The organism is Pedobacter sp., assembly GCF_965279535.1.
GTDB lineage: Bacteria > Bacteroidota > Bacteroidia > Sphingobacteriales > Sphingobacteriaceae > Pedobacter.
Window position 1 is genome coordinate 994,270 of sequence record NZ_OZ257244.1, and the last position, 24,863, is coordinate 1,019,132.

General features: G+C 41.5%; 15 protein-coding genes. 2 read left to right on the forward strand and 13 right to left on the reverse strand.

The annotated features are described in order from the left end of the window. Positions 1-120 precede the first annotated feature (120 nt). Complete coding sequence (locus ACQY77_RS03920; RefSeq protein WP_421939292.1) at positions 121-1,239, reverse strand: FecR family protein; 1,119 nt, start codon at positions 1,237-1,239, stop codon at positions 121-123. A 147-nt stretch (positions 1,240-1,386) separates the two neighbouring features. Further along, the gene (locus ACQY77_RS03925; RefSeq protein WP_421939291.1) at positions 1,387-1,971 is read right to left on the reverse strand and encodes an RNA polymerase sigma-70 factor; all 585 of its coding nucleotides are present in this window, start codon (positions 1,969-1,971) and stop codon (positions 1,387-1,389) included. Positions 1,972-2,227: 256 nt separating this feature from the next. On the opposite strand from ACQY77_RS03925, the gene ACQY77_RS03930 reads away from it, so the two are divergent. Further along, a complete protein-coding gene (locus ACQY77_RS03930) occupies positions 2,228-2,653 on the forward strand; it encodes a transposase (protein WP_421939148.1) in 426 nt (141 codons plus the stop codon). Beyond that, a complete protein-coding gene (locus ACQY77_RS03935) occupies positions 2,650-3,507 on the forward strand; it encodes a transposase (protein WP_421939290.1) in 858 nt (285 codons plus the stop codon). The genes ACQY77_RS03930 and ACQY77_RS03935 overlap by 4 nt, the downstream gene beginning before the upstream one ends. 234 nt (positions 3,508-3,741) lie before the next feature. Here the strand turns inward: ACQY77_RS03935 and ACQY77_RS03940 are convergent, their stop codons facing one another. The 11 genes from ACQY77_RS03940 to ACQY77_RS03990 form a co-directional block, all read right to left on the reverse strand. Beyond that, positions 3,742-4,410 carry a hypothetical protein gene (locus ACQY77_RS03940; RefSeq protein WP_421939289.1) on the reverse strand — a complete coding sequence of 223 codons (669 nt, stop codon included), beginning with the start codon at positions 4,408-4,410 and terminating at the stop codon, positions 3,742-3,744. 266 nt (positions 4,411-4,676) lie between these two features. Then, entirely contained in the window at positions 4,677-6,557 is a 1,881-nt protein-coding gene (locus ACQY77_RS03945) for a gamma-glutamyltransferase family protein (RefSeq protein ID WP_421939288.1), read from the reverse strand. 996 nt (positions 6,558-7,553) lie between these two features. Beyond that, a complete protein-coding gene (locus tag ACQY77_RS03950; protein WP_421939287.1) occupies positions 7,554-9,125 on the reverse strand; it encodes a Na+/H+ antiporter in 1,572 nt (523 codons plus the stop codon). A gap of 778 nt (positions 9,126-9,903) precedes the next feature. Continuing rightward, on the reverse strand, positions 9,904-10,593 hold the full coding sequence (locus tag ACQY77_RS03955) for a tetratricopeptide repeat protein (RefSeq protein WP_421939286.1): 690 nt from the start codon (positions 10,591-10,593) through the stop codon (positions 9,904-9,906). A 291-nt stretch (positions 10,594-10,884) separates the two neighbouring features. Next, positions 10,885-12,069 carry a PD-(D/E)XK nuclease family protein gene (locus ACQY77_RS03960; protein WP_428430120.1) on the reverse strand — a complete coding sequence of 395 codons (1,185 nt, stop codon included), beginning with the start codon at positions 12,067-12,069 and terminating at the stop codon, positions 10,885-10,887. 1,021 nt (positions 12,070-13,090) lie between these two features. Beyond that, a complete protein-coding gene (locus ACQY77_RS03965; RefSeq protein WP_421939284.1) occupies positions 13,091-15,247 on the reverse strand; it encodes a hypothetical protein in 2,157 nt (718 codons plus the stop codon). After that, positions 15,244-16,539: a pectate lyase family protein gene (locus ACQY77_RS03970; protein WP_421939283.1), complete on the reverse strand. Its 1,296-nt coding sequence runs from the start codon at positions 16,537-16,539 to the stop codon at positions 15,244-15,246. The genes ACQY77_RS03965 and ACQY77_RS03970 overlap by 4 nt, the downstream gene beginning before the upstream one ends. A 78-nt stretch (positions 16,540-16,617) precedes the next feature. After that, on the reverse strand, positions 16,618-18,327 hold the full coding sequence (locus tag ACQY77_RS03975) for a RagB/SusD family nutrient uptake outer membrane protein (RefSeq protein ID WP_421939282.1): 1,710 nt from the start codon (positions 18,325-18,327) through the stop codon (positions 16,618-16,620). A gap of 23 nt (positions 18,328-18,350) precedes the next feature. Further along, positions 18,351-21,548: a SusC/RagA family TonB-linked outer membrane protein gene (locus tag ACQY77_RS03980; protein WP_421939281.1), complete on the reverse strand. Its 3,198-nt coding sequence runs from the start codon at positions 21,546-21,548 to the stop codon at positions 18,351-18,353. Positions 21,549-21,562: 14 nt separating this feature from the next. Beyond that, complete coding sequence (locus ACQY77_RS03985; protein ID WP_421939280.1) at positions 21,563-23,068, reverse strand: fasciclin domain-containing protein; 1,506 nt, start codon at positions 23,066-23,068, stop codon at positions 21,563-21,565. A gap of 33 nt (positions 23,069-23,101) precedes the next feature. After that, on the reverse strand, positions 23,102-24,856 hold the full coding sequence (locus tag ACQY77_RS03990) for a fasciclin domain-containing protein (RefSeq protein ID WP_421939279.1): 1,755 nt from the start codon (positions 24,854-24,856) through the stop codon (positions 23,102-23,104). Positions 24,857-24,863 lie beyond the last annotated feature (7 nt).

A 24,863-nucleotide genomic window follows, 5' to 3' on the forward strand; every position in this document is an offset into this window, starting at 1 on the left:
GCCGCGCTTTCGGTTTTGTTTTTTAAGGCATGAAGCTAAATCTCTGGTAGTTTTTTCATCATAAAGTTTGGTTTAGTTAGTTGATTGTTTATTTAATGTTTCAAGGCAGTTCTGTTGTAATTAATTTCCTGTAATCGTCATTGTTTTTCCTGAAATCTTCACATCAATGTGGTTCAATTGCAGTATTTTGAATACTTCAGAGAGATTACTATTTCTTGGTATATCACCAAAATATTTTTCTGTGGTGATGTTTCCTTTATACACTACGTCTATATCATACCAGCGTGAAATCTGACGCATTATGGTTTTCAAATCGGCATTATCGAAAGCAAAAATATCGTTCTTCCAGGCTACCTCTTGATCCAGATCAACCCCCTGAACCACCGTTAACCGATCATTGTTCGGGCTAAATCTGGCTTGATCTCCAGGATGTAAATTGATTACTTCATTGGCATGACTTACCTTCACCGCGCCTTCTAAAAGTGTAGTTTTTAGTAAAGGTTCGTCCGAATAGGCATTGATGTTAAAATGCGTACCTAATACTTCTACTGTTTGGTTGTTTGTTTTTACCCTAAACGGGCGATGTTTGTCTTTCGCTACCTCGAAATAGGCTTCTCCGTTAAGTTCAACCACACGCTCTTGTTTGGTAAATGAATAAGGGTACTTAAGGGAGGTAGCTGCATTGAGCCACACTTTGGTTCCATCGGGGAGGCTAACCTGATATTGACCGCCACGTGGGGTAGAAATTACATTATTACCTGTTATCCCGGAAGGATTATCCTGAACCACATATTCTAATTGTCCATTTTCAGCTTTGCGAATAACTATCCCGTTCTGACTGGCAATCTGGCCATTTTGTGCCTGATCTAAATCTACAACACGGCCATCCGCCAGGGTTAAGGTCGCTTTATTCCTGCCAGGTAAAACATCTTTAAGCTCTTTTTTAACCAGCAAAGCTGATGTTTCGGGTTTACGGTTAAGGTAGTAAAGCCCGGCGGTGAAACAGAGCAGAATACTTGCTGCTATGGCGATGCGCTTTAAACGAACTATCCGCTTAACTTTCCTGGGAAAATGCAACCGTTGAAAAACTTCTTCCTTACTTGCTTCTATCTGCTCGTAATGAGGAGCGTTTCGTTCAAATGGCAACTGGAGATACCAATCTTCTACAATAGCCTTTTCTTCCGGTGTACAATTACCAGAAAGATATTGTTCTAAAAGCTTTTTTGCATTATTCTCCATTAAAAAGAAAGTTTAGTTTGGTTGATTACTATATATACGGCAAAGCCCATACCTTGGGGGTATGGCGAATTGTATTTTTTTTTAAAATTTATTTTGAATACACCTAAATCTTACCAAAAAGCCGTATTAAGCCACAAAGAAAAAGAATTATTGATGTATTTTAAGCAAAAAAGCTATATAAACAAACAATCCCAAGCGAGACTTAAGAATTCGAAGTGCTTTTTTCACCTGAGTTTTAACCGTTAGTTCTGACAAACCCAATTCTGCAGCAATTTCCTTATGAGATTTATTTTCCTTTCGACTCAAAATAAAAATTTCACGCATTTTTGGCGGCAAAGCATCTATTTCTTGTTCAATCAGGGCTGCCATTTGCTTTTCTCTTACACGATAATCGCTGAGTATATGATCCTGATCCATAAAATGCTGGAGCGAATCAACATATTTGCTTTCTACTTTTTGATGGGCAAACACGTCTAAAATACGATTCCTGATAGCGGTATAAAGGTAAGCGGATAGGTTTCCATCGGGTTCTACCTGACTTCGTTTTATCCACAGCGATTCGAATAATTGTTGCACCACATCTTTAGCTTCCTCATCATCATTTAAACGCTTACTGGCATGAATGAACAATAAGCCGTAAAACCGATTGTAAATTTCGGTAAAGGCCTGCTCATCATCTTGTGTTAACAAGAATGCCAACTCACTATCAGAATATGAACGGTAGGGATACATAAGGATAACGCAAAGATAGTTTAAAATTGAAGCAAATGCTAAAGCATTCTTATACAGTATGAAAGTGATAACTTTAGTTGAAAGCAGTTTGGAGTTTGGAGTTTTGAGCTTGGGGTTTGGAGTTTTGATGCATATCCCCTAACCCACAACACCTAGGCGTTCAGACTTAGAACTTACAACCTACAACTTACAACTCCTAAGCGTGTCGATGCCTGAAATAAGTTGACCGTTTTTTAAATTTTTAAACATATAAAAAATGGGAACATCAACAGTTTTAGGATTAAACTCTAAGGAGCGTTTAATGCGAGTATTTAGTGACAATTTCAAGGTCCAGAAAGTTAGGGAGCTAGAGTGTGGGCTGGCTTCCATATCAGATGTTTGCAAACAATATCAGGTAAGTCGCACCAGTGTTTACAGATGGATTGCTAAATTTGGTATTATGAGAGAGAAAAAAGATCGTTTGATAGTTGAAAGCCAGAGTGATACCCAGGAGCTTCTTGCCCTGAAAAAAAAGGTAGCAGAACTGGAACGTATGGTAGGACAAAAGCAGATCCTGCTTGATTTCCGTGAGAAGCAGATCGAAATCGCAGAAGAGATGTATGGTGTGGATATTAAAAAAAAACTTTCTACCCGACTGCCCGATATTTCTGGGGGAACAGACAACGATTCTCCTACAGTATGAATTTCTTCTACACCAGTATAGGGATAAGCAAGCAAGCCTTCCATCAGCAACTTGGTCGCACCGCCTGCCATCGGGAATGCCGGGAATCCCTGCTTCTCATCATCCATCAGCTAAGGAATGACCATCCTACCATGAGTAGCCGTGCGATGTACTATAAGCTAATGCCTGAAGGGATCGGCCGGGACGCATTTGAAGCCTATTGCAGCTATGAGAACCTCAGCGTTAAGCGGGTTAAGAATTGGCGCAGGACAACCGAGAGTAGTGGCGTTACCCGCTTTGAGAACCTTGCCAATAATCTTTGTTTAAGCAAAATCGACCAACTTTGGCAAAGTGATATTACCTATTTTGAGTTGAACGGACGTTTTTATTACCTAACCTTCATAATTGATGCCTTTTCAAGGCGTATCCTTGGGCACCATACCTCGGGCAGGTTGCTAACCGACCAGACTACACTCCCTGCTTTAAGAATGGCACTAAAAGAACGCAAAAGGGAAAACCTGGAGGGGTTGATCTTCCATTCAGATGGTGGAGGCCAGTATTATGACAAGGAGTTCCTCAAGCTGACCAGACAACACAAAATATTAAACAGTATGTGTGAATTTGCCTGGGAAAATGGTAAAGCAGAAAGGATTAACGGTGTAATCAAAAACAATTATCTAAAGCACAGAAGGATCAGGAATCTTAATGAGCTGATAAAAGAAGTTGACCGAAGCGTTAAACTTTATAACTTTGATAAACCACATATTGGGTTACAAAGACTCACACCAATTAAATTTGAACGCCAACTTAAAGAAACCTCAATGCAAAAGAGCAAAATAAGAAATATTGGAAAATCAATGCAAATTGTAAACTAACACTGGTCAACCTTATTTAGGCATTGACAATTGACAACTTACAACTTATAACCTACAACTTACAACTCCTAAGCGTTCAGGAGTTTGGAGTTTTGAGCTTGGGGTTTGGAGTTTTGATGCATATCCCCTAACCCACAACAACTAGGCGCACAGGCTTACAACTTACAACTTATAACTTACAACTCCTAAGCACCCAGACTTAGAACTTAGAACTTAGAACTTACAACCTAGAACCTAGAACTCCTCCAAGCGTACCTGCAAATGCTCCTTACGTAAAGGATAACGATTCGAAATATAGGCTTCGGCAGCTTCCTGTAATTGCGGATAGAAATCCTGTAAACGAATTTGCTCCAGTACTTCCTGATGAGCGACTGTTGTTGCATCACGCTTATCCAGATAATCGGCCAGCCAATTAATACCTTCCCAGACACCAGGATGAAGAAAATAAGTGAAGGCAGTAAGTGTAATGTTCCACTGCACCTGTCGTGGAGGAAGCAGAAAATGACGCGCTATCGGACTAATCAGGCGTTTCAAATCTTCATAATCGCGCTCGCTATCGTCCATCACCATCATGGTGGTATCTAAGGGGAAATTCTGATATGCCCTCCGCACCTCCTCTTGACCATGGCGGGCAATGGTAGCTGCACAAATGCCAGAGATATTGATTAACGCCAGATTTTCATAAATCCTGGGATGCATTTTTAAATGACCATTTCTTACAAACCGAAAACTCCCTTTCCCTATTTTATCCCCACCGGTTTGATTAATGGCAAAATGACAAAGCTCAAACTCAGTATTGAAATTCAATGCCATGAAGTAATGTGCGGCCTCCATTAAAGAAATGGCGGTAGTGCTTCGTTCAATCTCAGCGCGTATTGAGGTGTTAAATATAGAAAGCTGCAAAGCGGGGATACTTTAGTTTTGTTGGTTCGGTCTCTTATCTTGCTATCGAATTTTAATAGACAGCGGATATGGCAAACATAATATTTTATACCAATATAGTATAGCCTTTAATACAATGAACAAGCCAATAAAGGCTAAAGTCTTCATTTTTAAAGACATTATTTTAGCGTACCTGTATTTGCTTAATCAATGATAGAATTCTCAACTCAAGACTTAATTTTAGGCATCTTACTTTTGACTGAAGACTCAAAACTCACGACTCAAAACTACCACCCTATCCCATAATCCTCCCCATGGTTACTCGATCCACCCCATAAACTACCGTGTTTCCAATCGAAGTAGATGGCATTAATCGGACCGCTGGTACGTTCGGAAAAGCTCAGTATATACCCCATCTTTTTCAGCTCGTTCCGGGTCGCTTCCGGGGTATTGTTGTTGAGTAAAAGTTGTCCGGGTTTAGGCTCCCGGTCACTGATTTTAGTTCCACCTAAGGATAACCATAGTTGATTGGTATTAAAATTAGCAGCCTCAGTAGCTTTCTGAACAGGCATATCAAACTCGGCCATGTTCAGAAAAAACTGCAACAGGTTCTGATCCTGGGTATCACCGCCTTGCACTGCTGCCGACACATAGGGCTTCCCATCTTTCAGGAACAAAGAAGGCGATAAAGTAACCCTCGGTCTCTTGCCTGGCTCTACCACATTGAAAGGATTTAGGCTGGCATCTAACACAAAGCTCTGCATCCGCTGACTCATTCCAATTCCGGTATTACCGGCAATACAGGCTGGCAACCAGCCCCCGCTTGGGGTTACTGAAACAATCCAGCCCTCTTTGTCTGCAGCTTCAATGGAAGTTGTACCTCTCCATAAGCGATCCTGGTAATCTTCTTTCAAACTGTTGTTCCCCAAATCGTGCTTGGGTGCAAAATTGCGTTTGGTGGTATCCATTTCGAAACCCCTGCTCTTTAACAATTTTAAATAAGGATTTTTCTTTCCCTCAAAAGGATAGGGATCGCCGGGGCCGATTTTCGCGTCATTCTGATTAAACTGAATCAAGGAGGCCCTTTGCTTGGCATAGGCCTTACTCAACAATCCCTGCATAGGCTCATGGGGTGCTTTCGCCGGATCACCGTAGTAAAAATCGCGGTCAGCAAAAGCCAGATTCATTGCCTGGTAAACTGTATGAATATATTTTGGACTATTGTAGCCCATGCCTTTTAAATCGAAGTTTTCTAAAATATTCAAGGCCTGCAGCAACATCGGACCTTGTGTCCACTGCTGTAATTTATACACTTCAATACCTTTATAGTTGGTGTTTAGGGCTGCTTCTTCTACCGGTTTCCATTTAGCCAGGTCATCCATGGTAATCAGTCCGCCCTGCTCTTTACTGCCACGTACAAATTCCTGTGCAATATCACCTTTGTAAAAACGATCATAAGCAGCCATAAGCGCATCTTCGCGACTTTTACCTCTTTTCAAAGCTTCCTGCTCTGCTTCAACCATCTTGCTGAGGGTATTAAAGAGATCCTTTTGCTTAAAGATTTCTCCACCTTCTGGAGCTTCTCTTTTTTCACCTAAATGCGGAAGAAATACTTTTTTACTATAAGGCCAGGTTTTAATTAATTCTTTTCCGCGCTCCATGGTATTGGCCGCCTGGGCTTCGATGGCATAGCCCTCAGCCATGTGAATAGCAGGAGCCAACACCTGCCCCAGGCTCATGGTTCCGTATTTGCTCAACATGTAAATTAAGCCACCAGGTGTACCTGGAGTTGTTGCAGCTAAAGGGCCATACTCTGGCGGAAAATTATATCCTTTACTTTTGAAGAATTCTACGGTAGCGCCTGTGGGTGCCACACCCATCGCATTGATGGCAATAACCTGTTTGGTTTTCGGATTGTAAATGAGTGCCTGTGTTTCTCCACCCCAACTTAAGGTATCCCACATGGTACAAGTAGCCGCCAACATGGCACAGGCCGCATCTACTGCGTTGCCACCTTGCTGAAAAACCATTGCACCTGCCGTTGCAGCCATTGGTTTTCCGGTAATGGCCATCCAACTGTTACCATACAACATAGGTTTTTGCGTTTGCTGCGCCATTAAGCTACCCGCAATCCCCAGCGAGGCTAAAAGTAAACTGAACTTCTTCATAAGCTAAAGGTAAAGAAAATTAAAGCCTGCTTAATTTAATGACTCGGCTAAAAGTTTGCTAATCCTGCTTTTAAACAAGCTTGTTACAAAGAAAGGGGCTAAAACCCGCCCGGCTTTATGCATGTATAGCCATCTATCTCTCCTCCTTTTTTCAAGGAGGGAGTGTGTAGGCCAGTGAGTTGCAGGGGTGGTAAAATATAGTAGAATCCCATGAACATTTGAACCATATAAGGGATGTAAGAACATATAAGGGCAACTTACTCAATTCATAACGCAATAGCTTTGCCACCATGCTTCGCCACCCAGTTAGGCCTTACCACTGTTTCTCCGTTCTACTCCGATCGGCCTAACAAAGTTTTCGGCAGGCACAGTCCAAGCCTACTTACTGACTTTAGAAGAAAAGTTTTAAGCCGATGTTTTATTAATAGTTGTTTATTGTTTTTTAATTGTATTAATGAGCTCGCGAAGGGCTCGGTTTGTTTCTTTTGACACCAAAAGAAAGACGCCCGTCTGGCCAGGACAAAAAGAGTATTATAAGTTCAACTTACTCAATTCTTAACCATGCTTCACCATTATCCTTTGCCACCCAGCCAGGCCTCAGCACTGTTTCTCCGTTTCGCTCGGATCGGCCTAATAAAGTTTTCGGGATGCACAGTCCAAGCCAAAGCAGTGCCTTAATAGGACAAAAGAATCCCTTTTCTTCCTCACCTTCTACCAGCAATTACTTGCTATGCCAACTGTTTAACCACCCCCAGCCCCTCCTTGAAAAAAGGAGGGGAGCAGGATTCTGGGAAAAATCAGATTTGTATATGGCATCAGCCACAGGAACACAGATACACAGAAAATTCTTCAAAAAGGTTAGGGCGGTCGCAACTCCCCTCCTTTTTCAAGGAGAGGCCGTGTGGTAGCAGGGCTGGTAAAACTTATTAAGCCTAGAATGATAAATTTGAACCATATAAGGGATGTAAGAACATATAAGGGCAACAATTCAACTCCTTACATAAACTGTAGTTTTTCCTCTTCTAAATCAAGATACAATAAATACTTACGAACCAGTTCTTCATTCAAAGTAACTTCTTCAGTATTTTTAGCCAGTAACCATTGCCTTTGACGGTCTAAAACATCCTGATATACTGATTTACATACATCCTGTTGGTCAGGATCAACCATCAGTTGCTCTTTTCCCTCCCATTTCGCAATCAATTGCTGCAGAAAGATCTGTTCTTTCAATTCTTCACTATAGTTAGAACGGAGATGCATTACCGCCTGATGCGTCATATCACGCTTAAGTTGTTGTTCTTCTTCTTCTTCAGACAGTGTATGGTCAACATCCGGAATACCAATTTTTCGGATCAGGTAAGGCAGAGTCAGTCCCTGCAAAAGCAAAGTAGAGAGGATTACAATAAAGGTGATGAATAAAATGAGGTTACGCTGTGGAAAGGGCGCACCATTGAGCGTAAGCGGGATAGATAGCGCTGCAGCTAAAGATACCACGCCACGCATGCCTGTCCAACCTAAAACTAAAGGCACCTTAAATCCCGGACTCCTGGTATCGGCCACCGTTATAAAATTTCGGGCAATTAAAGTCACCACCACGGCACCATAAGCCGAAAGTATCCTGCCGATAATTAGCACCAGGGTAATCAACAAACCATAGCCAATGGCTGTACCTACACTTACGCCGTTTAGCCCGGCTACAATTTCAGGCAAATCTAAGCCTATGAGCATAAACACCAACCCATTGAGTACAAAACACAGGCTTTCCCAAAAATTAATACCCCTAAAGCGCGAGGTACTGCTCAAAAAAGAATGTCGTTTATTAGAAAGGAAAAGTCCGCCACTTACCACGGCCAAAACTCCAGAGCTGTGTACTTCCTCCGCAGCAATGTACATTATATATGGCGCCAGCAAGGTTAAAACAATATCGGTATTGGCGTCTGTGGGCAACAGGCGATGGCCTTTCATAAATAACCAGCCTACCAATAACCCTATACCTACCCCACCAATTACCATCCAAATAAAAGTTGCAGCAGCTTCGTACCAAATAAACTGACCCGTTCCCACCGCAATGAGTGCAAAGCGAAAAATAATCAGCGAAGAGGCATCATTTAATAAACTCTCTCCTTCAAGGATAGACGACATCCGCTTTGGCACCTTAACAAATTTCAATATCGCACCGGCACTTACCGCATCTGGCGGAGAAACGATTCCGCCTAAAAGAAAACCTAAAGCGATAGAAAAACCAGGGATAAAATGATTGGCGACAAAAGCAACCGACATGGCCGTTAAAAACACCACGATAAAAGCAAAGCTGCTGATGATCCGCCGCCAGCGCCAAAGTTCTTTCCAGGAAATGGCCCAGGATGCTTCATAAAGTAAGGGCGGTAAAAATATGATAAAAATAAGCTCTGGATCTATGTGAATGACCGGTATGCCTGGAATAAAGCTGATCAATAGTCCGGCAACAACCAGCAACACCGGATAAGCCACTTTAATTTTCCCAGCCAACATAATTAACAATACGATGGCCAAAATAAGCCCTAAATAAAAAGGAAAATGATCGAGCATGAAGTTCTGAATAGATTATGCAGGGGAAATTACGAAAATTAGTTTGAAGGGAAAAACACAAAGCCGTTCTATTGCCCATTCCCTGTTCAACCACCGAGAATGCAAAGATTAGCTACATTAAGGGCTGAGACACCATGCCGATATTCTAACACCGAGTTTCACAGAGAAAAAGTGGGTTAGCGCAGCCGTCCTGTGACTCACTACAGTAAACCACAATCAATTCAAACACCTTAGGATTCTTAGACTGGTAGGTTTAAATAATGGGTAATTATGCATCACGACCTATAGCCCCCGTTATGCAACTTACTTTACATCAACCACCAAAGGTGCCTAATTGATGGAAGCATAGTAAAGCGTTGCTGAAGCGTAGATGAAGCGTACTCGACCCGTATACTAAGCGTAGTTGATTCGTAGTTGAACCGTAGTTAAAATGTTCGGAATCAATTAGAATGATTAAGTCTTACTTATTGTGTTGTGTTAGCGAATAGATTCCTCCAGTGTTGGAATGACAATTCTTGATTGTATTGACCAATGACTATTGACTAATGACCGATAAAACAATCGAATAGATTTTAGCGAATAGATTCCTCCAGTGTCGGAATGACAGATCCCTAAATAGATTCCTCCAAAGTCGGAATGACAGTTCTTGATTGTATTGACCAATGACAATTGACTAATGACTAATGACTAATGACCGATAAACCAATCGAAAAGAATTTAGCGAATAGATTCCTCCAAAGTCGGAATGACAGTTCTTGATTAATGCCACACATCCCAACTACTTACAGCGCTTTGCTATTTCATCAGCATACCCCTTCGTAATCGGCTTACCACCCAACAGTTTACATTCATCATAATACCGTTTAGCTTCGGCGCAATTATTTTGCATAAAGTAGCATACAGAAAGCTTATACAATGTATTTTGATTCTTAGGGTCAATATCATAAGAATATTTAAACAAACGAATAGCCGTTTCCAAATCCTCCTTTACAGTCTTATCCTGATATTCAGCTAAATAAACAGTTGCCTTATCGGTAAGGAGCTGAGTATTTTTTGGATTCATGGCCAGGCCTTCATTATACATGTTTAGCGCTTGTTTCCGCGCTCCTAAAACCGAATATACAGCCCCGTAGCCCCAAAAAACATTTTCATTACCAGGATCTAACAGCCAGGCTTGATTAAAACGATACATGGCAACCTGAATATTGTTCTGATAATAATATTCGAAACCCAATTTAATCAACCCTTCCGATGCGGCCCGATGGGTTTTAAAAATCCCCAGGTACTCTTTAATCAAATCATCATCAGCGGCTTTTTGCTCCGGGCTTTTCGCTACACCACCATATCTAGGCAATAGCCTGATGTTAGACTGGGCTGCTTCTTGCCAGGCCTCAAAAGGGCTTTGGGATTTTGATGGGCTGCTGCAAGCGGTAAGAAACAAGAAGATTATGGGAAGTAGGTATTTCATAGAGCGTATTTAAAAAATTTATAGAATTATTTTATATATCCTTTTTTTTGAATGAGTAATGATCGTAAATCTGAAATACTGGTTAAAAATAGTTAACAACTAAAGGTTGAAATCTCTAAAATCCTGTCCTCCTGCCGTTTTCCATTCTAATATTATACGACTATGAATTATGTTCACTTATTTGTTGTGAAAAATCTTTATAGGCAATAAAACCAATTAGAAAACTTTAAAAAAGAGTAATCGCCTTGAGGCTAACAATCGTATAACAGCAAAAATTATACATGTATACATTTAAAACTTCTGGTCCTTAAAAAGCTCCAATATTTCTTCTACTTTTTGCTTAATAAACCTTTTCATTTCACCGCTAATTATAGCTGCCCAGGGTTCATAAAGATCCCAATTCGTATAAGGCTCACAAGCTTCATGGAATGGCCACCATTCATTTACCCCTCTCTCATTTGCTTGGATGCGCTGAGAAATTGTGATAATCCATATTGAAGGTAATGCTCCACTTTCGACTTCTTTTCTTGCAATACCAAAAACCAAATCTTTATCGTAGGATTGAAACTGGAAAGCAATTTTTAATCTTTCCCAACCTTCAGGATAAAAAGAAATTCCCTTAAATCTTTTATTAAATCTAATATCTATATCAAAATTATACTCTACCCCTAGTTCATTGGCTATTTCAGACACTTCTATTTTCAATTTATTTAACAAGCGTTCACATGCATGATCCAGTGTATTATACAGGATGAATGCCGCTTCAAGATTTTCCTGATTCTCCGTAATTAAGCTAGCTACCTCTTCATTCATATAGTCGTTAATAGTTTGTCCTGTAAGATGTTTAATTAAGTTAATATATTGGGTAAATGATTCCCTTAGTATGGGCTGTACTACTGCCCTTTCTCGGCAGAGATGTAACCATTCTAAAATGTCTTTTTTATAGGAGATCAGTTTATAATGGTCATTTATTTTTAGCTGACCACTACTTGTTTCTTCAGGTTTTTCACCATCTAAAGTGAGATAGTACAGATTAGCCAGATTATCGTAATTATGATAGCGAACCAATTGATTTCTTTGATCAGGAGCATAGATTTTGTTTTCAATAATAATCTTACGCTGGCTGGTATCACGAATACAAATATCTATTCGCCCACCAGTTTCGTAATTTTTGCCTATAGCCCCTACATGAAGTTCAATATCAACTGTAGCGGTCTGAGTATTAAAATCTGTAGGTTTTATTTCTAAAGTTTTCAGAAAAAGCTTTAAAAACTCATCTTTCAAACCATGAGTACCTTTGGGGTTGAGCAGCTCAGCTATAAAAGCAGAATGCAAACGTGTTTCGGAGCTTTGCAATTTTAGGATGTGGAAGATATTGAAATTCTCTCCCGAACTGGCAGCAAGTTGTTCGTATCTTCTGTTAAGTTTCTTAACCTTATTTATAAGCTGCTTAAAAGTTAAAATTGGTATGGGCATAATTGAGCGTTTCACCAAACATAAAAACAATTTAGCATTTCATTGGACAAAAATCTATTTTTGTTGTAAAGGATAGCAGTTAAAGAGAAATGACACCACCAGATAGATTAAAGAGAGGTAAAACCGAACTCGTTATATTATGCACCATAGCATTGTCAGGTAGTCTTTTCATTATTGCGATGTATAATTACAATATTGGTCATGATAAACTATTATTTCAAATTTTGCGTATTCTCCTCAGTATTTTTCTTATGTTATTAACTATTGATGGAAACAAAGTTGGTAAATGGTTACTACTTTTTACTTTTATCTATTCTACTTTAGAGTTCGCTAAAAATTTTCGTTTTATTTTATTAAACCATTGGTTTACCTGGATATTCGTTTTTATAGGGATTTACAATGTGTTTTTTATTATTTATTTACTCGCTTCAAAAAATATCAATCTTTATCTTAATGATAAATACATACAGAATGAAAACAGTAACAAACAGAACATCAATTAACACCGTTTATATTTAGTTAAAGAAGATTGACCGCTTGCTTCTTAACAGGTTTTTATCAATTTTACTCACTTTTCCTGCCCCTAAAAATTGTAAGTCTCAAAAACTCCTCCTATATTCTTTTTTAATTGAGATTCCTCCAGAGTCGGAATGACAGTTCTTGATTGTATTGACCAATGACTAATGACCGATAAAACAATCGAATAGATTTTAGCGAATAGATTCCTCCAGAGTCGGAATGACAATTCCTAATAGATTCCTCCATAGTCGGAATGACAGTTATTGATTGTATTGGCCAATGACTATTGACTAATGACCGACAAACCGATGGAAAAGAATTTAGCGAATAGATTCCTCCAGAGTCGGAATGACAATTCTTGATTGTATTGACCAATGACTATTGACTAATGACCGACAAACCGATGGAAAAGAATTTAGCGAATAGATTCCTCCAAAGTCGGAATGACAATTCCTAATAGATTCCTCCAGAGTCGGAATGACAGTTAGTGTCAAACTAAAACCTACATCATCTTCCTAAATCCTTCCCATTTCACTTTCCAGCTTCCATCCTTTGGGAAACCCGGATTCTCCCCTTCGCTGCCATCCCAACCTGCACACATTAGTGCTACAGCAGTGAGTAAGCCTCCGTTTCCGGGCAGATAAATGCGTAAGCGATCATCCTGATAGTTATGTCCGTTAGGCAGATAAGTATTCGTTTGTACGTTCATTAACAGGGCATCAACAGCCTTATCTGGCAGGCCCAGACGGGTAGCAGCCATGGCTGTCATGGGAAAATCCCAGCCCCAGGTATCTGCCCAGCTCCATTCCTTCCAAACCAGATCAAAGGTATTTTTCATGGTTTGTTTATCCAGTAAACTTGTTTCAGGCAACATCCCATAGGTAGCCAATACCGAAGGGTGATCTGTTTTATATTCTGGATTGGTATAAGAATCGGTAGCACTCTCGGCGGCCAGGTATACCCCCTGTTGTACTGGCAAATGTGAGAGCCTGGCAATTACATCATCCCATTTGGGGTTACGCGATAAGCCAAGCCGCAGGCGCCATTCCTGAGCTGTTTTTAAACCCCATTCCCAGTAAGCCAGTTCGTAAGTAGGGTTAAATGTAAATTCTGCCTTAAAACGTTCCTGAGCAGGGATTACGCCGGGACCTAAATTATAACACCCCCTGGCCGAATCGAAATGTGCAAAAGAAGCCATAAAATCGGCTGTTTCAAAAACCAGATCCTTATATCGCTGCAGTACTTTAATATCCTTTTTGGCGCGGTAATCCAGCTCGGCAAATGTAATGAGGTGTGGCTGTTGCCAGATGAGCATAGCTCCTACGGATGAGGGGCTTTCATTCCCTTCATTATCCGTCATCTTCTGCCACCTTAACCCATCAAAACCCTGCACCTGGGCAATTTTACGTGCCTTATTAGCTACAGTTGCATACCAGCCCGTACTGCGGTTCAGCAACTCTTCTCTACCCCATAAAGCAAAATGCACTCCATGCCACCAGTGCATTTCAATATGCGGCTTGCCAAACCAGCTGTTGTAAGTAAGGCCCGTTTCCTGTGGCGGATAATCGCCTGAACATTGAATTTTAGTCAGGTACTCGGATAGGATCACTCTGCGTTCGAGTTCAAAAGCCCGCTTATCGGTGCTGCCGGCAAAATCTACTGCTGCACCACTTTGCCAAAAGTCTTTCCACTGGCTACGGCTATTTAGCTGTGTGGCGGCAAAAGTTGGAACAGCGGAATTGGTTTTTTGCTCAGAAAAAAGGCAACTGAAACTAAAGTTACTGTTTGCTCTATCGGGGTTCAGCACAAAGTAATGTGCCTGTTTTTTAAGCAAATGGGCTTTTCCTGTCCAGGCAAGCGAACTGAAATAAACAGCAGAGTCAATCTGGTGTTCAATAACTGCGCCCTTGGCCGTTTGCTGTATTAATTTTGTGGTATGTTCTCCGTTGTTACTCCAATCGTTCCCTACATCTGCCCATTCGCCGGTAGCATAAGGGTAGCGAATGCGAATTTTCAATCGCCCGGCTGCGATAAGCGGTGAGCTTACCGATGCACTGATCAGATCAGCCCCCTGATGCCCAACTGTAATTACTTTTACAGGAATGCCCTCTAAAGTAAAACTGCTGTTAACCTCTCCTGTGTAAGGGTTAAGGGTTTGTCTGATGTGCTGTATATCTTTAACGTTTGCCGGTTTACCATTCTTTTTTAACAGATCGAAGCCAATATTACCCAACTGTAAACGGTGCACACTCTGGCGAAAATAATTACTGGCTTCTTTAGATCGGGCAGATGTATTGAGCTGTACTGTATAAGGAATTTTACGACCATACTGATTGTAGTACTTATAAGCTTCACTTAATTTATAATTCCCATCATTTTTAAATGCACCCCAACCCCACTGTGACTGGGTACCCAGTGGCACACCTTTGGCATAAGCATCAGGAAAACTCTGTAATCCGGTTGCATCAACAGTAAAAGCAAAGCGGCCATTTCCTACTGATAATGACGACAGTGAATCTATTTTATTCACCACCACAGTATGCCTTGTAACCAAATCTTCACGATCTATTTTCTGGGCAAATGCAGCGCAATTAAAAAGTAAAACTGCCCATAACCCTATCCCTTTGCCTGTTTTTCGAATTATAGCGTCTATCATCATTTTACCAAACCGTTTAAGTATTCTTCCAGTTGAGTGTAGCCGTTTGCCAACCTTTGCTGTGCGTCTGCAGCATCTGAGGCATTAAGCTTATGTGTTTTCTCCCAGCTGTCGGGAAGGCCGTCTTTATCGCTATCCTTAATCTTACTCCATACAGGCTTACTGATTGGCTGGCCACCTGCATCGGCTTCAGTTTTAAAAATAGCACCCTTTGTACCTTTACTTTTCAGGTAGCCGATAATGCGTTCATCCACTGCATCCCTTTTTAAAGATGAGCCCGCTTCTGCCAAAACGGTCTGATAAGCTTGAGCAGAGGTACTTATCTTTACGCTACTCCTGGGCAGAAGCGAAGGCTCTTTCAACAACGTCGCGGTTTCGCTGCTAAAGTCTTCGTCCGTTACCAATCTGCCGTTTAACTTTCCATCTTTATTTAAATCGGTATAGTTATCCCGGTGGTATACATGATCGGTTGCACTAAACATGCTTAAAAAACTATTGGTAGAATTAGGGCCGGCAATAAAATAGTTGCCCACAATATCCTGGTAATGGTTTGCACTGGAGTGCCCACCTACAAAACCACTTTTGCCCCAGTTGTAAACCACATTATTAATAAATTCTATCTTGGCTTTGGCTTTAGGGTTACGGCTTTGATTGCCTTCAAACAGGCTGTGATAAATGGTTAAGTACTCGGGTACTTCGAGCAAAGCGCCAAAACGTTGCGGATCGATACTTTCGGCAATAACACAGTACTGCAGGGTTACATTTTTACTTTTTTTTATGTGCAGGTTATCCCAACGGCCCCACTCTATGGATACATGATCAAAAATAATGTCGTTCAAATCGTCGGCTACTACCGTACAAGAACCTCTTGACATGTTAATACTCCCCCTAAAACGCATGTAGCGCACAATAGTCGAATCTTTAAAAGAAACACTGTTACCATAAACCGTTATTCCGCCTTTTGGTGCGGTTTGTCCGGCAATGGTAATTCTGGGCGATACAGCTATCTTTCCACTAATCCTGATAACACCTGCTACATCAAAAACAACTGTTCTACCTGGTTTACTTACTGCATCTCTAAAAGACCCTTCACCACTATCATTCAGGTTGGTTACGTGGTAAATTGTTCCTCCTCTTCCGCCAACTGCAAAACGCCCAAAGCCTTCAGCGCCTGGAAAGGCCAGTTGCTGGGCATACGTACTAAAGCCTGAAAACAGCAATATGCATAGGTAAATGAATATTTTAAATGTATAGCGGAGCGTGTAACAGGGAATAAGTTTCAAATGTTTTTGCATGGGGCTGATTATAATTGGATAGGCTTAATAATTAATATTCTTTGAATGTTTTCTCATATTCAGGCATTTGCCTGATATTTATTTTAGTTTAAAAGGTAAATACCAATTGGCTTTATTACTTAGTTTTGCGCGTACCAGTGCAGCAGCAGCACCATCGCCGGCGGCTTCAAACTTGGCAGCTACCTTATTAGCGAGATAGTTAGGATCAGTATCTTGTCTGCGCAGGGCAATGCGTAATAAATCGGGCCAGCGATAACCTTCAAAAGCCGTTTCTAAAGCTTCTTCCTGAATGATCCGATCTTCGACTTCTATAACCGTATTGGCTGTAGTAATGGGATAATCCTGATTAACTGCACGCCCCCTGATACCGGAGTTACGGTACCAGTTTCCCCTGATGGTTCCACCATCACCATTAAAATCAAAGGGATAGGTATCTGGCACACCATTGTACAAGGCTTTAGTTCCGAAAGCTGCTTTAATACCGCTGTTTATCAACGCTCCGGCTAATTGTTTCCGATCTAAACGGTTGGCCGCTTCTGCATAACGCATGTGTAACACAGCTGCCCTGTAAAGTACCCAAATGCCTGTTTTCTCGAAGGGCGCAGCCAGGCTATAATTCTGCGTGTATTTGTATACTTCAGGGCTTGCGCCTAACACGCGGTACGACATGTTTAAACCCCTTCTGTCTGTTAAACTGCCATCCGTACGCACCTGATTGTTCCAGTTTTCCATAGACAAGGCTGAAGGTTTTACCAGATAATCTTCTGTAGTAGAAAAAAGTTTAAACAGTGGATTGCCCGGTGCAAAGTTTGCACTGAAGGGCAAAGTCCACATGCGTTCCCAGTTGGCAATCCGATCCGCTAATGGGGCAGAAAAGATTTTGGTCCAGGGGTTTAACACGGCTGTGGTTTTTAAAGAATGATCTTGTGAGTTGTCATCACCCACACGGTAAGTATCATACAAATCTACCTGCTGGTCGCTTCCGGTACTACCGTTTGTTCCGGTTTCCATTACATCTTTATAATAAGTTGCTGCTTTTAGGTAGTTGCCTTTCCAGAGGTTTAAATCGCCCAGAAAAGAGCGTCGCTGAATGAAAAATTTAAATACCCCATCCTTTATTACATAGGTATCCATGGGTAAAATCAGCGTTGGACTGGCGGCAGAAGTATTCTGGTTAAGGAATTCTTTAGGTGTAGCCTCTGTTTCGGCTAATAAACGGGTTAAGAGTTCATCAAAGCTCAGTTTCGGGAATTTACTTTCATCTTTCAGATCGTTAATCGTAGCCAAAGCATCGGTAACATAAGGCACATTGCCGTAGTGAATACCCAATTGCAGGTACAACCAACTCCGAAGGAAAAGAATATCGGTATAACGCTGGTAGTATTGCGTGTTGTCCAGCAACTTCTTCTCGCGCATCAGGCTGAAATTCTTCAAAGCATCGTTGCAATTGAGAATCACCTCATAAAATGGCTTAGGATCAACGTAAGGATTATCAATCGCGGTAGATTGCGTACCCAGCTGCTTTAAATAATTGTCGGCATTAGGTGTTACATCCAGCAAATCGGCCCTCAGTTCATTAAGCAATATATAACGATCGGCTAATCTGACAAATTTGCCATAAATACCCAAAATAGCGGCATCGGCATCATATACATTGCGGTAGGTTTGTGAAGCTTCCAGGGCATCTTCCGGCTGAATATCAAATGCCTTTTTACAAGACATCAGGTTACACAGCCCCAACACCATTAATAAGCTCGTAACAACGGAAAGAGATAATTTCTTATTCATATCAATATTTTCTTTTATAAAACCTATAAACCTATTCTAACCCCCAAAAACATCGATCTGAAACCTGGTTCAAGGCCAATATCCACCCCTCTGGCAAACACACTGCCGGCCGCGCTAAACTCCGGGTCATAGCCCAGGTAATTGGTTACTGTAAATAGATTATTGGCAATGGCATAAACGGTTGCCGAACGGATGAAACTTAGTTTTACAGGCACATTATAGCTCAACGAAAGACTCCTCAGTTTCAGGTAGGATCCATCTTCAATCCAACGATCAGAGAAACGCGAATTGCGCGCAGGGTCTCCCCATAAGGCACGGGGAGTTTGGGTTACCTGACCATCTACACGCCAGCGGTTTACGGCTGCATGGCTCTGGTTATCGTAGCCACTCATGCTTTCTAACACGGCACGGGTACTGTTGTAAATGTCGTTACCATAGCTAAAAGTGAAAAGCGCATCGAGGCTCCAGCGTTTATAACTTAGCTTATTGCTATATGAACCCACAAAATCAGGATTTGGATCACCAATTACCGTACGGTCGTTTTCATCAATAATTTTATCACCGTTCTGGTCTACAAATTTCATGTCGCCACCTTGAAAAGGAACAAAAGCACCATCTGCAGTTTTATTGCTCAAGCCGGTAGCCTGTGCCGAAGCCTGCGATTCGTATACCCCATTGGTTTGGTAACCATAAAATAAATTAGCGGCCTGGCCAATTTGGGTAATGATGGTTGCACCACCATATTGTGTTAGTAATTGTGCATTTCCGCCGAGGTTGGCTATTTTATTGCGATTAATGCTGTAGGTTAAACCCATATCCCATTTCAAATCTTTCTGATTAATCAATCGGCCGTTAAGGGCAATTTCCAGTCCCTTGTTACTCATGTTGCCCCCATTGCTTACCGCATAGCCAAAACCGGTAGCGGTTAACAAGGGTTCATAAATCAACATATCTGAAATTTTATTTTGGTATAGGTCTAAACTGATATTCAGTCTTTCTTTCCAGAAGGAAGCATCAACACCAAAGTTTAATTTGGCACTGGTTTCCCATTTCAAAGCGGTATTGCCAATGTTTCCACGTACCAGCCCCTGTTTACCCAGAAAATTCTGTGATACATAGTATGATTTGGCCGTGTAGTTACCAATATCATCATTACCTGTTAAACCATAGCTTGCACGGATTTTCAGGCTTTCTACAAAGTTGTTATTGGCCATAAAGCCTTCTGAAGAAAGCAACCAGGAGGCCGCCACAGATGGTAAAACGGCCATTTTAACGCCATTGAAATTAAATACATCGGGGATATCATGGCCAAATCGTGAAGAGGCATCAGCGGCGACAGTAAAGCTTAAAAAATACCTTCCATAGGCATCGTAATTTACATTGAGGTAATTATTGAGCCAGTTCCATTTTCCTAAAGATCCGCCTACAACACGAAGCGTACTTTGTGTTCCGCCCAAGGTAACGAAATCATCACTGGCGGTGTTAAAACTTGTTCCGTTATCATTTTCTGCATTGCTGTGTTGCAAACGAAAACCCAGGTTGGCATTTAGTTTACTAAAGCTATTCAGGTTGGTGTTGTAAGATACATAAGTATCGGTATTTACTGTAAATAAGCGTTGTACACCAGCTGCAGATTTATTATAACCTACAGCTGTTGGCAACAACACCGGAGCGATACCCAACGCTGGGGTAAAATAATTTTCCCTAACCTTATCATAAGTAATACCCACCAGGGTATTGGCCTTAAATGCTTTGTTAAAAGTATACTCAAAACCGATAGCGCCAGAAAAACGGTAATTTCTGTTTAAAGCCTGGATACTCTTGACTGCCGCAACAGGATTGCTTGTACCAAAGATGTCAGTATCGGCTAAATTCGGCGACTGCACACCATTTTCAGACAACACATAGGGCGATAAAAACGGGGCTTTAACCAAAGCCAGGTACAGGGGATTAGTGGCATAAGCTTGTCCCTGGTCGCGCAAATTCTGTTCGCTACGGGTAAAGGCCAGATTAACCTGCGATTTAAGTTTAGCCGAAAGGTTTAAGTTCGCATTGAAACGCGTTTGATAACGGGTTAAATTGGTGCTATCGGTTAAGCCTTGATTATTCAGGTAACCTAAAGACAAGGCATAGGTGGCAATATCATCTCCCCCGGTTACCTTTAAGTAGTAATTCTGGCTTATGCCACTACTCATTACCTGATCCTGCCAGTTGGTATTCTGGTGATAGTTGTAGTAATCCGCATTGGGATTATCGTTCATATATGGTTCGGCATTAATGGATGAAGTTGTACTGCCGGGCCTGGTTTTCAATAAATCAGACAGGTACGAGCGGAAATGATCTGCCTGCATTACAGGGAGCTGCCTTACTGTTCCGTTATATCCGCCATAGGCAGAAAAATCAAGGCGGGTAGCTACATCTTTGGCTCTTCCGGTAGTAATGAGTAAGACTCCGTTCCCTCCTTTGGTACCGTACAACGATGTACCATCCTTAATGAGGGTAATGTTATCTATATCTTTCAAATCGATATTAGCCAGCTTATTATTTTGATGTGCTGAGATAATCGAACTGCCATAGGTATTGATGTCGTAAATCACACCGTCAACCACTACAAGCGGTTGTACTGCAGCATATAGGGAGTTAAAGCCACGCAGATAAAGTTCTGCACCTGTTCCTGGTGTTCCCGATCTTCTGATAGATTCTAAACCCGCTATTTTGCCTTGTACATAAGAATCGGGGGTTTCATTGGTACGCTCCCAGCTTCCGTTTAAGTTTACGGTACTTACCGAGTACGGAATCCTGTTTTTGGATACCGAACCGAAAGGCAGTACAGCGGCATCATAAACTGAAGCATAGGTATCTTCAAATAAAACAATATTGCTCAAAGCATTTCTGCCTTTCAAAGCCTCTTCTTTTGTCTGGTATCCTGTTCCTGAAATTACCAGTACAGCATTAAAATCAGGAACACTGATTTTGAAATTCCCTTTCTCATCAGTAAGGGCAGCCGAGTAGCCCGCTACACTGATATTAATGCCCGGTAATGGTTTTCTGGTAGCTGCTGCAAGCACTACCCCACTAACCTGCGGCCCTGTTGGGCGCTTCATTTTAACCACCACCAAGCTATCTGTATCTTTTTCCTGCGCCAGTAAAGGATTGCCCAGCGCCAGGAGCAGTATGTATGGCAAAAAGCCTTTAAAAACCCTTTTGGTATTATTGTGCATAAATCTTTATTGGCTTAGTTAATCGGTTTTAGTTTAATATAATCGAGCGAAAGCGCTGTTGGTGCAGTACTGGAAGCAGCCAGTGAGGAAGCCAAAAAAGTATACAATGTACCATAGGCCTCGGCAGTGTATGTACCCAGGTAAACCTCTTTGTAAGCATCCTTGTAGGCATCTGACCCTGGGGCTAGTCCAAGGATGGACGGCACAGCTTTATACCCTGTTGTAGGCAATGGCACCAGCACGCTGCCAAAACTCCTGCTGGTATTGAAATCTACCTTCATGCTAAAGGGGGTTACCAGGATATCGTTAATTGCCCGCCAGTATACCTCGTATTTAACCGAGTTTACGGTAGATTTATAGCGGTAATAATAAAGCGGACTTGGGCTTGAGGTAATGCTCCCGGTTTGTAAATCGGTAAAACGCCTACCCGATGGGTCACTCTTTATTCTGGCTGCCGGAGCAGCAGGCACCCGCAATGAATCCGGTAACTCGCCCTGAATCATCACCGTTGGAATTTTATTTTCCATTAGTTTATAGCCAATGCTGCTTACCACATAAGCAATTCCATTACTCAGTAAACGGGTTTCTATAATGGCACTCTTATCCAGGTGGATTTTAACACCTGTTACCGAAGTCATAGAGTCGGGTAACTCGTTAATATTGTACACTTTGTTCACCACCAGATCTCTCACCACACTCCATTTGGTTAACGTATCTGCAAGCTGCAAATCTGCATGTTTATGATATGCGGCCAGCTTAGCCTGTTCTGCTGTAAAAGCCGCATTATTTAAAATGATATAGGTAATGAGGCTGTCTTCACTGCTGATATTTGAAATCCGCTGGAAGTAACGATTCCTGGTAACTTTAAAAGTTGTTCCTTCCTGGTATACGCCTTTTCCGGTTACAGGATCTTTATAAAGCAATACACCTTTGCTGGTATCCAGTTGTTGCTCTTCCATACTTTTAATGAAATCGCGTTGTGCACTGGCCACGCTCAGGCTTTGTAGAAACTCCCAGGCATTGGCTTTTGGTACCGAGGCGCCATTAATGGTATGCAATACTCCATTTCTTACATAAATGTCACTTTGTAAAATGGTTGCCTGCTCAAATGCGGTTTTGGTAAAAATGGTATTTTTGCCATTCAGCATACGAATAACCATTGAAGGCTGGGCTGCTGTAGTAAAATAACTTTGGTTGGCAATGTAATTTCCAACAAAACGCTTAAGGGCGGCGGTATCATTTACGATATTAGCGTCAAGACTTTTTAGGGCCTCATTATTGGGTGCCCATACAGTAAAGGACTTTGACGATTTCAAAACAGCATCATAGCCGGTTTTCATTACATAAGCAGTAAATGTACTGAGGTTGGCATCACTGCTCATCTGCTCAAAAAGTGTTCGGTCTAACCTATCGATGTTAATCTCGGTATGGTCTTTCCATGGATCTTTACATCCGGTTAACCCTACCAATGCACACAGCAATAGCAAATAAAAATATCTGGGTTTAAAATCAATTATCATTTCGGGTAGTCTAATGGTTAGTTTTTAGTTTAGCTATGGCCTGAGAATCCTCGAACCATCAACATTGTATTTCCAGTATTGCTGGTCGTCGTTTACCGGGATAATGTGAATCATATCCACATTATTGGTGGCTTGCGATCCGTTTATGGCTTTCAGCCTTAACCAATAGCGGCCAGTTTGTGGCAAATCGGCAATGCCCATCAGTTTTCCAATCTGTGCACCTGCTGTACTAGACATATAGGTTTTAAAGCCCACTGCTTCTTCGGCATCGGCATCGATTACTGTTACTCCATTTACCACCTTATTAATACCAGGACGTTTTACGGTAAAATTCAAAATCCTCGAATTAGATAAAGGTGCACGTTCATCTGTTCCATCTAAACCAATACTGGCCTGAACTTCAGTGGTTGTATTTGATTCGGCCTGTGCATAAATACATACCCAGATTTTATACTTGCCTTTAATTAGCAATGGCGTTCTAAACTCTACCCATTCTGCTGTATTAGAAGTTCCACCGGTAGCCAAAGGAATTACGAGAATATCTTTGTTGTAAGAGTTGGTAGAAGTTCCGGCACTACCATAGCGGTAAATCAATGATTTGGTTGGGTCTTTTCCTTCTTCCCTGCCCGAGAATTTAATCTCAGTTAAAGCGGCTGCTTCATCTCCGGTAAAGAAATAATTGTTCTTTTTATAGTATTGTGTGTTTTTTAGCATTTCCGGGAAAGCGCAAACATCAAAGTCTACCCTAAACGGGGCACGGACTTTAATGTCAAAGTGTGCCGAAGGCTGGTGTACTACGCCATTGCTCGCGGTAACATCACTTTTGGCTCTTAACAGAGAGAAGCCGGGTTCATAAACACCATTAAAAGTATCATCATTAATTAATACGGTTTCGCCCGAAAGTTTAGCTGTTAATACTTCTAATGGAGCTAGTGTATTATGCGCACTGGCTGTTATAATATCTGCCAGGTATTTGGCATCATATAAAATGTGATAGTTTAAGAAAAGCTGTAAACCATCGCCTGGCTGAGTTACATTCCCTGTTGCAGAGTATTTGGCTTTTAAATCGGCATAACTGTTAATGCCTGCTGCTGCGAGTGTGGCATTGGTTTCTGGAATTACCGTTAAAAATTTCTGCTTATCATTAGGGTTATCGGCCGGGAGCACATTCAGCTTAGCGTAAAGCCCCGTTTGCTTGAGTGCTTCGGTAAAAATAGAAAACTCCGGATTGGCCTCTATCGTTTGTGCAACGGTTAAAGTTGCCGGCGTCAGGGCACGATCAATACTGTGAATCAAGCCGTTACCTACTGAAATATTTGGCTGAAGTACACTTGCCTGCCTGTTAATCCGAATTTTGGTTACCCCATTAATCAGCTCAGAGGAGGTAGTAAGATACTGCCCGTACATGGTTAAATCAAACAGCTTCCCATCCGTAAATTTCGAGGTCGGGATAGAATCTTCCAAAAGGTGCAGGCGGATAAAGCTTTTCCAATCTGCAGCCCCAATATCGGACACTGAGGCTTTTCCTTTGGTTTGGAGATAAGCTTTTATGGCATCATTGGTAGGTGCAAATAAGGTGTAAGATCCATAGGCATTTAAGAAAGATGCCGTTTCAGATATCTCCAATATCTTCGATAGTTCTGAAAACTGATCAGGGTGGTTGCTCAGGTACTGGGTCATGTTTACCACGTTTGATGTACCCTCTACCAATGCACTTTTACGGCAGGCCCATAAACAGGCCAGCACACTGTAAATTCCAAGCAGCAATATTTTAGCATTCCGTTTCATAACATTT

Coding starts and splice junctions, on each gene's coding strand:
- ACQY77_RS03955 (WP_421939286.1), bottom strand. CDS start 10,593: ATGAAATACCTACTTCCCATAATCTTCTTGTTTCTTACCGCTTGCAGC.
- ACQY77_RS03975 (WP_421939282.1), bottom strand. CDS start 18,327: ATGAATAAGAAATTATCTCTTTCCGTTGTTACGAGCTTATTAATGGTG.
- ACQY77_RS03960 (WP_428430120.1), bottom strand. CDS start 12,069: ATGCCCATACCAATTTTAACTTTTAAGCAGCTTATAAATAAGGTTAAG.
- ACQY77_RS03970 (WP_421939283.1), bottom strand. CDS start 16,539: ATGCAAAAACATTTGAAACTTATTCCCTGTTACACGCTCCGCTATACA.
- ACQY77_RS03980 (WP_421939281.1), bottom strand. CDS start 21,548: ATGCACAATAATACCAAAAGGGTTTTTAAAGGCTTTTTGCCATACATA.
- ACQY77_RS03990 (WP_421939279.1), bottom strand. CDS start 24,856: ATGAAACGGAATGCTAAAATATTGCTGCTTGGAATTTACAGTGTGCTG.
- ACQY77_RS03945 (WP_421939288.1), bottom strand. CDS start 6,557: ATGAAGAAGTTCAGTTTACTTTTAGCCTCGCTGGGGATTGCGGGTAGC.
- ACQY77_RS03930 (WP_421939148.1), top strand. CDS start 2,228: ATGGGAACATCAACAGTTTTAGGATTAAACTCTAAGGAGCGTTTAATG.
- ACQY77_RS03920 (WP_421939292.1), bottom strand. CDS start 1,239: ATGGAGAATAATGCAAAAAAGCTTTTAGAACAATATCTTTCTGGTAAT.
- ACQY77_RS03925 (WP_421939291.1), bottom strand. CDS start 1,971: ATGTATCCCTACCGTTCATATTCTGATAGTGAGTTGGCATTCTTGTTA.
- ACQY77_RS03935 (WP_421939290.1), top strand. CDS start 2,650: ATGAATTTCTTCTACACCAGTATAGGGATAAGCAAGCAAGCCTTCCAT.
- ACQY77_RS03985 (WP_421939280.1), bottom strand. CDS start 23,068: ATGATAATTGATTTTAAACCCAGATATTTTTATTTGCTATTGCTGTGT.
- ACQY77_RS03950 (WP_421939287.1), bottom strand. CDS start 9,125: ATGCTCGATCATTTTCCTTTTTATTTAGGGCTTATTTTGGCCATCGTA.
- ACQY77_RS03965 (WP_421939284.1), bottom strand. CDS start 15,247: ATGATGATAGACGCTATAATTCGAAAAACAGGCAAAGGGATAGGGTTA.